This is a genomic window from Paenibacillus sp. FSL H3-0321, assembly GCF_038002865.1.
Taxonomy (GTDB): Bacteria; Bacillota; Bacilli; order Paenibacillales; family Paenibacillaceae; genus Paenibacillus_AQ.
In genome coordinates, this window is record NZ_JBBODH010000001.1 from 3,382,842 (window position 1) to 3,394,565 (window position 11,724).

Genomic DNA, 11,724 nt, shown 5'->3' on the forward strand with positions numbered 1-11,724 from the left:
TTAACCCTCCTCTGTAATTACAGCTGACACCCACGCGTTGCCACCAGCTGATGGTGTTTGTCCAACTACAGTAACAGCACTGGCGTTTCTGCAGATAAGGGTTGGTGATATGAATTGATAATCTCCAACGGCCATCTGTGTAGGTGGCAAAACTGTATAAGTTTGATCCCGGCCGAGCGAATCTATATATGATATAAAAATATACACAGTTCTTACGGCATCAGTAATCAAACTTGTTTTAATAGTTACAGCAGTAGTTGTAGCACCAGTTGTATAATTCGCAACTGTTTGTGCAGAAGTGGTGCTAAGATACACGGATTTGCCTACATATCTATTATTGGCTACATTCGCAATTTTCCCGGTAGCATCTGTGGAAACAACGTCAACCCATCGACTCCACACACCTAGTTCAGTTCTCGTTCTATACCTCTTTCGAGGCTCCAACCCCATATTCGTAACTTCTTGGACGATATAGCCCGCCGTATTGGCATACACGTTCATTATGCACCAGTCCATACCAGGTCCGTTGACATAATCGGTGCTGGCTCCCAATAAGTACATACCCAATGCAGTTTTATTATTTAGGTCCTCGCCGGCGGAGGGGGCTCCACGTTTAACAAATGAGTTGCCTGATTCACTAGTCATTACTTCTACCCATGGACTCCAAAACCCCTGATCCGTACGAGTGCGGTAGTACTCAAAAGATCCAAATACCTGAGTAGCCGTTTGCTTGACGAAACCGCCACTGGACTGGGCTCTCGAAACTGTCAAGACGTAGTATGAGTCCACCGGCGGACGGTGAACATAAGTTGCGTACCAGTCACTTAAGAGCATGTAAGATCCGTTGCCGTGGTAGTCATTTAAATCTGACCCAGCAGGTACGCCTCCCCTTTCTTTAAAAAGGCCAACATCATTATCGGCACTGTACGTTCTAGTCCATGTGCCCCAAACACCCGCTAATTTTCTTCTGTACCACATTCCTGTTCTATTGACGTCAGTAGCATTGATGGGCATGAACGTTTGCATGGCATAAGAATTGTCAGCGTTCCAGCTAGTATGCGTAAGATAGCCCTGATTACTTCCGTCTGTCCCAGCCCATGGGCTACCCGTCCATGCTGCAGTAACAACATATGAACCATTGTATACTAACCTATTGGCATTACTTACAGTATTTCCAACTCCGAACAAGCCTGACGTATTTGCAGTGTTTAGGCTTCTCCGCCACGCCGGGTAATAACCTACCCCATTGTTAACATAGGTAAACTCACTATTGGTTGTATCGGCATCTACACCATTCGTCGGCGGGGTCGTAACGCGGATTGTATACTTATCATCAACAAGGGAGCCTATAACTTCCACAACTGCCCCAGCGAGGTGTATCTTGCCAAAGCCGGAATCTGTAATATAGGCATTAGTACCATAAGACCAGTCACCCCGTCCTACCCAATACCCTCCCTCTGGGGAGTGTGCTCCCATATTATTAAGCATAATTATAAACTCAGCAGTCGTTACGCCCGTCATTGCCCCGCCAAAAGTAACAAAACGTCCTGCCTTTGCGAATGCTGGAGTATCTGCATCAGTAACAACTTTTCTCCATGGACTCCATGTTGTTTCTGTCGCCGCCCGATACCATCTTTCGAATGCACCCGTTGTTTGGGTAACTTCTTGTACAACGTAACTGTTACTTCCCAGATAGACGTTAAGAATGCCCCAAGGTGCTGTTAATGCTGGGCCATTAGGGAATACACTTCCATAAATTTGATACGTTCCTGGTTTAACAATTAGATTATAATCCTTATCTACGAGCCCGTTAATTTTAAATACAGAATCGCCTGCCGCTACTTCAGACCAAGCTCCCCATACTCCCCCGACCTGAATACGCTCAAATGTAGAAGGCTTTCGTGTAGGTGACCCGTTTAAAGTAGTAGCACGTTGGAAGCGGTAGTCCCACTGATTGTTAGAATGAACATAAGACTCAATATAAAACCAATCCGTTATGTTATTAGGAGCATTCACAAAATTTTCTCCGTCATAAAAACCGTTTACTGTCAAATCATTTAAGTTATATCCAGTAGAAAGGTTAATTACTGTTCCAGTTGGTGTTGTTAATCGGTGTTTTTGAATCAAATATCCACTTCGCGTAACTGTATCATCTGGTATAGTTTGTACTGCCCTAGGTAATGTTGTGGCAGCACCAGTGTATACAGCACCTTTACTCCACGCAACATAACCATGAGGAGACATCTGTTTAATACTAACAACATAATCGTTTCCGTTGCTCGTCCGCGCTTCAATGGAAATCTTCCAAGTCGAATTACTAGAGTCCCACGAAATTGGGGAAATAGATATATTATCTTGTATCGGTCCGGTTACCTCTGTATAAGCATCAGTTTGGTAACTTAAAGTGCCAGAGCTATCTGTTATAATGTCATAGCGTTTCGTTAATTTCCCCGCCGCATTGCCATTGCTCCATGTACTCGCCACTGTAACTTCTACAAAACCAGCGGTTAACCCCGTGTGAACTAGGTTTATCTTTTGATTTGGGACACCATGAGCGAAAGAGAATGTAAATACACTTTCTCCTAATTTATTTCCACCCAAACTCAACCCGCTTCCCATTACTTGGCCTATTTCATTCAGTGCTGCTACACCATTCGCCGCGCCCTTTTGGGTTGTCGGGATTGACGCAGCCTTTGCCGCTGCCTCTGCTGCGTCGGCTGCCGCATTAGCTTTTGCTGTAGCATCTAAGCCAGCTGCATTGATAGCTGCGTCTTTGGCAACATCAGCTTTTGCCTGTGCTCCACTAGTAGTCTCCTTAGCATTCCAGGTTGTTCGCTCTGCGGCAGTGATGTGGCGGGTGGCATCATCCGCGTGGACTTTAGCTGCCTCTAATGTTGTAGCTGGCGCTGTCCGCCAGGAGGATTTACCCGTGATTCCCTTAATCATATTAGCCAGCCAACCCAGCAAAGTGGTCAGCGTGCCAGTTTCGCCAGTGGGTGCGGTGCTGTCGCTTATCGTTCGATTCCCGATGACATTGTCTGATGCTGATCCTGCTCCACCGGCACCCGCCGTCATCCCTCCCAGCTTAGTCTTTTCAGCCGTGGTATAATCTTCGGTGCTTAGTTGTTTTCCGCCCACCTTGTCCACCTTGGTTGCTGCTACAGCATCCAGATCAGACCGTAAAGCATAAACCAGCGATTCATCGATTACTGCCGTTATGTTTGCTGCAGTGCCGACTACAACAATACAGTCAAATGACTTTTCTATGATGTCGGTACTATCGGCGGGGGCAATATAATCTGCTGTTACGCCGGAGTTGGCGTAAGCATAAAGAACTTCCCCTACATCCGGATCTTGTGCGAAAACCCCGACCTCTCGAAAATAAAAGCCCGTTGTAATTTCTGCATTTGATAAAACTGCTCCAATTACCGCCTTATTAGGCAGTTGAGTCTTCAGTCTTGTAATCGGCAAATTCTTTTTTTGAGAAATCAGCCCATTTAGCGCTGAAATAGACTGCCCACTAAGTGTTCCATCTCCGACCGCAATACGCGTGTAGTTAAGTGCCGCTCCCGCCTGCGCCTTGCCCTGAAGTGCAATACCTTTTGTCGTTATTGTCATGCCACCAAATACTGCCACAAAAGCCCCTCCTTAAATAATAATTCGTTCTCCAACGTGTATAAACCCACCTATATACAATGGCAGTGTTTCAGCTTGTGATATGGTGACGCTATCCAGTACAGTAGAAAGACGTTTAATTGCATTCACGGCTTCTATAAACTCTTGTGCACGTGTGGTAGTAACATCCGCATTATTAGTAACCACTCGAAAATGATAAGGATCACCGCCATATTCCCACCACTCCTCAACTGAACCCTCCCCAAATAGAATCTTTATCAAATTTTCAACAGCACCAGCTGTTCCTTTATGCCGGTGAAACGAAATGGCGTTGTTAACCAGGAGTCGCTTTTGTCCCACGGATAATTCCGGATCATAATAGGGCGGACGGTACTGAAGTGCCAATTGATCAGTTTCTTCATTTGTCCATTCTGTCGAGCGGCTAAATATATTTAGCGATGTTATCATATCCGTTGTTACTTGAAGTTGTTCATCCAGTGCAGTGGCGGCGGCAGTGATAGCCGGATCGTTTCGGATCGAATGCGGAAGGAGATCAAGCAGGCTTACCGTTTGAATATTAATCATCGACAAGACCTCCATAGGTGATTGTTGTTGTACCCTCCTGTGCAATTTGGGTCATTGTCAAAGCCGTATACACTGGTGCTGTCGGCACTACGCGCAGCGCACCCGCTTCCATGACACGGGCAATCAATTCAGAAGGATTGATATGTCGACCAAGCTTGGACTTTTGCCAGAGCTGATAATCAGCGATTGCGGTTGTTACCGCCGCCTGAATGCTAGATACTTCCGAAGCCCGACTGCGGCTAACATAGTAGGTCACAGTAGTATTATAAGATTCAGCTGTCGGGGCAATTACCTTCACCTGATCCGTCAATGGCCGAATACCGCGATCATCCAATATCTCGCCGACGGCATCAAGGATATCCTGGCCTGGAATCTGTCCACCAACAAGCAAAGGGACTATTGTCACCTTACCATCATTTGGGGAATAGGCATGCACATCTAGAATTGCTGCAGATGTGGACTTTGCCCAAAACTCATATGCCCCCTGCGGACCAGCTGTACTATACGAATCCGGAGCTGCCCGGATACGATCCCGAAAGGCTTCATCCGTCTCCTCTGCAGAACCTCCACTGCTCGTTGTAGAATTGATAACAGACTGAACAAACGGTAATTGATCTATGAGAACATTAATCTGCCCCGGTAAGAAACCATTGCCGCCAGCACCGAGCGATGAGCAAATCGCTGTAACGGTGCCAGTGGTTGCTCCGGCTGGTATCTCTACATACTCTGTTGTCGCAAAATATATAGAGCCATCACCTCCTAGTATACCGACACGGATACCCGCAGGAATCGAAGTGACCGCTGACAAAGGGATGGACAATGTAAATTGCAGCGTGGTGATTGCCGAAGACGCAGGCAATCGCTCCGAACCCTGAAATGCACCCATATGATCCAACAGAACTCCCGATGCATACCGTAACAAATTGCCCTTTGCCGTCTGGTTAATAAGTACTCGTTGTTGAACAATCAGAACAGCCAATGAAGACAAAAACAGCCTCACCGGATCGGCAGGCTGCAGGGTACGGCCGGTTAGGCCCTCGTAAATAGCAATCACGTTTCGCTGGATATCCGCAGCTTCTTCGGCCACGAATTGTATTTCAGGCAAATCTGCATATAGCACCAAATCACATCACCTCCTCATTTAAACTATATTTCACTACTGCTAATAACCGGCCTGTCAAAGCATCAATCAGGTCATCCTTAAAAAATATTTCCGTTATTTGCGCTCGTGGCTCCTGTTCAGCCACAGCAGACATAATCTCGCTTATAATACGTGTCTTTGCGAAGGAATAGGGCTCGTCCACTATTCCATAATCCAGTCCGATATTTCGTGCCAGCGGTGCACTGCCCTGCGGTGTCATGAGAATCGTCCGAACGTTTTGGGCAATTTCTTCCGCTATTGTTTCCGGTGCAAAATCTATGTTTGACTGCTGGGTAGTATCTACGGTATAGATCACTTTACATATTCCTCCAATGTAAGATCAACTTTTGCTACACGGACATTCCCCCTGTTGTCAAGCTGCTCCCAGGCTTGTGTCATATTAGTGATTACCCATAGCCCTGTTCCTACACCCTTATTTCCAATAACTAGAGGGAGTGCTTTGCCGGCCCGTTCCAGTTCTGTTAACCTGTCCACTGCTTTCCTGGGGTTGAGGCCATACTCCCAAGAAAAGCGTATAGAAAAGGTCACTGTGTCCACTCCAGGTCCCAGCCACTCTTTTTTAGGCTTTTGCCCGATAATATCATGTTGCGCCCAGCGCCCCGTGCTGCTTCGCACTAAATCCTGGAGCGTTAGAATGTATGCTTCGGAAACAGAAAATACGATAGGCCCAAGGGCGCCGACAGTATAGATATCCGCTTCTGCTTCTCCGCTCATAATACGCCTCCTGAACTTGTAATATTCCCGGTAACGGTCAAATCCCCTTCAATTTTGATACCGCCGACTGCCTTAATATTTAACATACGGGTACTGCGGTCATAAAAGACAAAGCTGCCATCCTCAAACCACACACCCTGTTGATGGACATAACCAGGCGGAGCATCCTCTGAACCATAGTAGGTCCCCAGGCAAAAACCTGCAGATCGGTCATTATCCAAAAATGCACAAAGAACGGTATCCCCAGGCTCCGGAAAAGCAGCATTTGTACGTCCCCATCCCCCTGGTGTAATAACCGGCAGCGGAGCTGATACCATATTGTCCCGGTCAGGAAAGGTAACCCTCACGCTGCCGGATCCCGGGTCTGCCGTAGAAACTTGTCCAATAAAGTTCATGATTACCACCCTAATACCTTTCTTATTTCCAAATCAGTTGTATAGCCTCCGCTTCCGATAACATGTCTTGCAGACTCAATAATGTATTTACCGTCAAACCGCTTCCAGCCCACAATATTAATAGTCAGGCCAGCTGCCATGCGGATATCTCCCATGAGAGATAATGAGCCTTTTCCGCCTTCTTTATTGCGCTCCCTCAGCCTTTTACGAGCCAGTTGTATGGCCGCAGCTTGATCATCTACCTGTTCGTTTATCTTTAGTATAGGACCAGTCTTCGGAGCACCAGCAGGCGTGTACGTTGCTTGTACCGGTTCTTTCCTTTTAGGTGGTGTATACGTAATCGTACAGGCACGGTATGCCGAGTATGCCGTATTGATTGAAAATCCATATCCCTTCACATTGTCCTCACCACGTGTTATAGTCGCGATTGGTGACTTTTTTTCATATACAGATTCATCAAACATTACCAGAGTGCCGTTTGATACTTTAATGGCAATTCCTTCTCTGGTCGCTGTCTCCAACAAAAAGCTTAAATCCGATTGCTCTGTCTGTTCCAAATGATCATAGGAGGGGTTTTCTTCAGCCCTATAAAGCAGCTTTAGCTTTGCCCGTTTGGCAACCTCAGCAGCCACCGTATTTAGATTCGTTTTCTCCCAGGCTCGCGAGCTTTGCTGCATTCGAATTTCCGAACTGATTGGAAGCGACACTGCCTTAATTGCCACCGTATCCGGCGGTCCGTTAAATTCAATGCTGTCTACTTCAAATGTCCCAAGTGGCAGCTTCTTAATTTCATTTGGAGCATCCCAATTTATAGTGCGTATTGTGGCATGGATTCGATCCCCTTCGCTTGGAACCCAGGCCCCCTGCCAATTACGCCCTGTATCCTCCAGTGAGATAGAAATGTCATCAAGTGAACCGGAAGCGGCATCGTTGTACTGAAAACCTGTCAGCGATTTTGCAATATCCTTGCTTACATCCTTTCCGTTATACTGAAGTACCAGCATTGCCCTTCGGGCGTTTTGGGGCAAATCCAAGGTTAATCCTCCCTTCGCCAAGGCGGAAGCATATCTGAAGTGATAACTGGCTTATCAGGCACGTTTATGGCGATATTTCTAGAAAAGATGACTGTTTCCGTATGGTTGGGATTTGCATTCATGAGCATTGTCATTAATTGCTCGTCTCCATACACCTGAAAGGCGACACTATCCCAAGTGTCACCTTGTACTGTCCTGTAGATCATTAGAAACTCACCCGCCTTTGCTGCTGGATCATTTGCTGAAACCGTTGTTCAAATGCTGGTTGTTGATCCTGGATGGCCTTGGCTACTTCAGCTGCAATAGACGGCGTCCCTCCTTGAATCGTAACTTGCGGCGCCCAGTTGACCTGTATATTCCCCTCCGTTAAGCTGGTTGAACTGGTGTAACCCATTAAGTCATTTGCTTTATCCAGAAGGGAGCGGGAACGCGGTTTATTATTGAGCGGAATTGCAATTTCAGGGCCTGCTTCTCCAAATATAGAAGGACGTAAAGCTATGCCTCCATCCGCATAACCCGCATAACCCTCAAAACCAGGATCACGTTGCTGCAAACGGTTATATTTTTGACCCGCTGAAGTCCGTAAATCAGGCTTACCGCCATTCTTCATTGTCTTATCAATTTCTATCCAGTCATCTTCTGTAAGACTAAAATCAGGGACTTGCCCTGTTTGCTCCCATATCAGCATAACATCTATTTTTTTTTCATCGGGCAACATATCTACTTCCTGATTAAGTATAGCCATGTCGCTCACTGCTTGATCAAATTGTTCTTTTTGAGCATCAGACATTTCATTATACTTGGGAGCCTTTTCTGCCAGTGAGCCTCCAAGGTCAAGCTCAATCAAGCGCTTCTGGAGATCGTAATAAGAGGCGAAGCTTTCTTCAGCTTCTTTCATTTCATTTTGAGTTTTTTCAATCTTCGAATTATATTTATTAAATGACTTTTCAATATCCTCATATTCGCCTTGCAAGTTGGCCCAGTTGTGGCTGTAATCTTTTCCTGTAGATTTCTGGATTTGTGCAGCTAATATATCCCGTTGTTGATTTTTTTGCTCATAGGTTGCATCACTATCATTAATTTTATCGAGCTGATTCATGTATTCGAGATAATCTCGATAGGACACTTTCGCTTTTTCATAAGCTTCGCTATGCTTCTCAAGCTTTTCAGTTAGCTCTGAATATTGGTCCTCAAGCTCCGGCATTTTGCCTTTGGCTTCAAGCGCATCATGCTCAATCTCCCGCTTACTCATATCCTTTCTTGATTCATAAACATCCTCGACAAGATCCAGTTGCTCTCGAAACTTGCTATTTTTTGAGCCTTCAGCGGATAAAATATCCGGATTCATAGCGATTAATTCTTGTTCGACATCCTTAAGTTTCCTTCTTGCCTCGGTTAATTCATCCGCAGGAGTTTTAGCATCGTTTATTTTTTTAGTCAGTCGGTCGTATTCAGTTATCAGGTCCTGATTTCTTTTGCTTGCTTGGTCAATCTCCTCATAATTGTTATATGCCTCGCCTAACGCATCACCCATATTCAGAAGATTTATCCTAGCTTCTTCCTGATGATGTTTATAAGCGACCACCCCAGCTGTCACTAATCCCAGTGCACCCACAGCAACCCCCACTGGATTCGTCAGCAGTCCCAGCGCTCCGGCAAACCCGCCAGCCGCTCCGCCTGCACCGCCAGCAGCACTTCCGATTTTCAGGAATCCCTGAACAATCTTGAGAGTATTCACTCCGATTGCCGCCGCGGGAGCTCCAAGGCCAATGACCATCATGAGCTCTTTATTGTTCCCCATCCATTGAACCAGACCCTGAAGCAGCGGCATCAACTTCTCTCCAAGCGGAACGATCAGTTCGGTCATCATTTCACGGCCGACTGCCTGGAACTGCTGTGTCAACGTACTGTATTTTACAGCAGCAACTTCTTCCATAGTCTGCTTGGTCATGTCGAATTGACTTCGGGTGCTCCCGAGCGCAAGAATGGCTTCGCTGCCAATAGCCGAGAACTGACTGCCGAATAGCTCTCCAGCAAGTTGTGCTTGTTTTACAGGATCTTTAATTTCTTTTAGCTTCTGAATCACTTGCTCCATCGCTTGCTTGCCGGTAAGTGAACCGTTCGACAGCCCCTTGAAAATCTTCTCTCCGCTGCCAAGTGTTTTCTGCAGCTCCAGCATGGCTTTCTTCGCGGAATCTCCGCCCGCTTTTAAATCTTTTGTCAGGGTGTCAGCTACAGTCTTTCCTGCCACTTTCAGAAGTTGGGCGTATTCAGCCGAACCTGCACCGCCCTTTACAAGCGCTGCGCTGAACTTGTCCAACTGCTCTGGCGCAAACAACTCGTATATAGAGGCGCTTACTGAGTCAGAGTCACTCATTATTGCTGTACTGAACTCTTTCACAGCATCAGCTACACCTCCAAGCGAAGAGGCCCCATTTTCGATCCCTGCACTGAAGAGGCTGAACATCTCATTGGCTGAATAGCCCATTTTGTCAAAATACACACTGTACTCACTTGTCGTATCAAGTAGTTCACCAGATTGGTCCAAGCCCTTCTGTGCCCCTTGAGCCATCAAGTTATAAGCTTGCTCGGAGTTAATGCCAAACCGCTGCATCATCGCATCCACTGCTTTTAAGGAATCAGGCAGCTCTCCTTTAAAAACATCCCGGTAGGTAATCGCATTCTCCGTAGTTTTCTCAAGCTCATCCCCACTTTGCTGCAATACTTTTTTAACCAGCGCCAGAGAGTCACCTAAATCCTCAAAGCCTTTACCATAGTTCTGGCGATAGAGACTGTTAGAGATTTCCTCCATATCCTCCATCTGCTCTGTTGTCATTCCTGTTGATGCCTGCAATTGGGCCATAGCATCAGCGGATTCATTGATTCCGCTCATAATTTTCTTAAGCGGTTCGATACCTGATTTCAATTCAGAGAATAGTTCCTTCTGTCCCTTCATGCCTTCCAAAATGCGGCCAAGTTTAGAAGCACTCTCGCCTAATTCTCCAACTGAATCTTCCGCCGCGTCCGCATTTCGCCGCACATTATCAAAACCTGAAATTCGTGATAACTCCCGAAGAACCCTTGCAACATCTTCTATACTGTCCTCTGCTTCTCCCACCGACCGGCGAAAGGAGGCAGATACAACGGCATTCAATTGATAAACAATATTATAACTATTAATTGCACCACTCGACCCTGCCACGAATTATTTCCTCCTTCCCTTAATCCGGGTAACCCGCTCCACCCATTCCACCATTTCGCAAAGGGGCAGCGAAAGAAAATACGGAATGGGTGTGTAGGTAAACATGGCCAGAAGGGCGGCGAGATCCTTGACCTCCTCGCCACCCCCACAGCCTACAGCAGCAAAAAACTTTGTGCCCGCAAAGTCAGCTTAGTGAAATCCTTTGCCGGAAGCGCGCGGATTAATCCGACATGAACGCCGGCGGCCTTTGCTACAATGTAGGCCTGATAGGCTTTATTCGTCTCCTTAACCAATTCAGTGCCACCGTGTCTTGCCGCTTCTGCTTGGTATTGACGGTCACAGGCAAGAATATCCACGCCGGTCAACTTGTCGAAATCAATGGTCAAAGTTTCTACAGTATTTCCTTCAAAAGTTACAGGCCGGGCGAAAGTATATACTTCCGCCAAGTCCTCCTCGATTGTTTCATTTTCCATTGTTTAGCCCTCCCTTATCACAATGCCAAATTTCTTTTAGTAATTTCAAGATAATCTTTGTCAAACACTCTGTGGACATAGTTATATTTGTCGATCTCCAATATACGCTCACCGTTGAGCTCCACCATCAGATAACTAACCGAGAAATTATTCGTAGTCTCCATAGTTGTCGCAGGTTCAAGATTGCCTAGTGACAGCCCCAGTGGTCTTGCACGTACTGTGATCTTTAGCGCGGATTCATTATATTCAGCAGTGGAGGTATTAAACGTCTGAATTGATGCGCGCAGGGTTAGCATATGAACCTTAGGAGCCATTAGTTCAACTGCTTCCTTTTCCATCGTACGCCATTTGAGGGACAGATTCATTACACCGGTATGTCCTGGAGAAGGAGCCTCGATTTCGCCCGAGATTCCTCCACCTTTGATCGTTTCCACCAGATAAGTAATTTCTGGCAACGTAGCAGTAGCTGTACCCAAATATCTATCTTGATCACTCAAGAAGACTGAATAATCGATAATACGTTCTGATCTATTAGGCATGTTTT

General features: G+C 46.3%; 11 protein-coding genes. All 11 read right to left on the reverse strand.

Going from position 1 to position 11,724, the window contains the following annotated elements; genetic code table 11:
- Complete coding sequence (locus MHI45_RS35185; RefSeq protein ID WP_076112939.1) at positions 1 to 3,636, reverse strand: phage tail-collar fiber domain-containing protein; 3,636 nt, start codon at positions 3,634 to 3,636, stop codon at positions 1 to 3.
- A 12-nt stretch (positions 3,637 to 3,648) separates the two neighbouring features.
- The gene (locus tag MHI45_RS14915; RefSeq protein WP_076112940.1) at positions 3,649 to 4,200 is read right to left on the reverse strand and encodes a phage tail protein I; all 552 of its coding nucleotides are present in this window, start codon (positions 4,198 to 4,200) and stop codon (positions 3,649 to 3,651) included.
- Positions 4,193 to 5,320 (reverse strand): baseplate assembly protein, encoded by a 1,128-nt coding sequence (locus MHI45_RS14920; RefSeq protein ID WP_076112971.1) that lies wholly within the window; start codon positions 5,318 to 5,320, stop codon positions 4,193 to 4,195. Before MHI45_RS14920 ends, MHI45_RS14915 begins: the two co-directional genes overlap by 8 nt.
- A gap of 4 nt (positions 5,321 to 5,324) precedes the next feature.
- Positions 5,325 to 5,657 (reverse strand): GPW/gp25 family protein, encoded by a 333-nt coding sequence (locus tag MHI45_RS14925; RefSeq protein WP_076112941.1) that lies wholly within the window; start codon positions 5,655 to 5,657, stop codon positions 5,325 to 5,327.
- Positions 5,654 to 6,076, reverse strand: coding sequence for a phage tail protein (locus MHI45_RS14930; RefSeq protein ID WP_076112942.1), 423 nt, complete (start codon positions 6,074 to 6,076; stop codon positions 5,654 to 5,656). Before MHI45_RS14930 ends, MHI45_RS14925 begins: the two co-directional genes overlap by 4 nt.
- Positions 6,073 to 6,471 carry a hypothetical protein gene (locus MHI45_RS14935; protein ID WP_076112943.1) on the reverse strand — a complete coding sequence of 133 codons (399 nt, stop codon included), beginning with the start codon at positions 6,469 to 6,471 and terminating at the stop codon, positions 6,073 to 6,075. The genes MHI45_RS14930 and MHI45_RS14935 overlap by 4 nt, the downstream gene beginning before the upstream one ends.
- A 2-nt stretch (positions 6,472 to 6,473) precedes the next feature.
- On the reverse strand, positions 6,474 to 7,505 hold the full coding sequence (locus tag MHI45_RS14940) for a phage late control D family protein (protein WP_341119171.1): 1,032 nt from the start codon (positions 7,503 to 7,505) through the stop codon (positions 6,474 to 6,476).
- A gap of 2 nt (positions 7,506 to 7,507) precedes the next feature.
- Entirely contained in the window at positions 7,508 to 7,711 is a 204-nt protein-coding gene (locus MHI45_RS14945; RefSeq protein WP_076112944.1) for a tail protein X, read from the reverse strand.
- Positions 7,711 to 10,707 (reverse strand): phage tail tape measure protein, encoded by a 2,997-nt coding sequence (locus MHI45_RS14950; protein ID WP_076112945.1) that lies wholly within the window; start codon positions 10,705 to 10,707, stop codon positions 7,711 to 7,713. Before MHI45_RS14950 ends, MHI45_RS14945 begins: the two co-directional genes overlap by 1 nt.
- Before the next feature lie 152 nt (positions 10,708 to 10,859).
- Positions 10,860 to 11,180: a phage tail assembly protein gene (locus tag MHI45_RS14955; RefSeq protein ID WP_076112946.1), complete on the reverse strand. Its 321-nt coding sequence runs from the start codon at positions 11,178 to 11,180 to the stop codon at positions 10,860 to 10,862.
- 17 nt (positions 11,181 to 11,197) lie between these two features.
- Complete coding sequence (locus tag MHI45_RS14960; protein WP_038597011.1) at positions 11,198 to 11,719, reverse strand: phage major tail tube protein; 522 nt, start codon at positions 11,717 to 11,719, stop codon at positions 11,198 to 11,200.
- Positions 11,720 to 11,724: the final 5 nt, after the last annotated feature.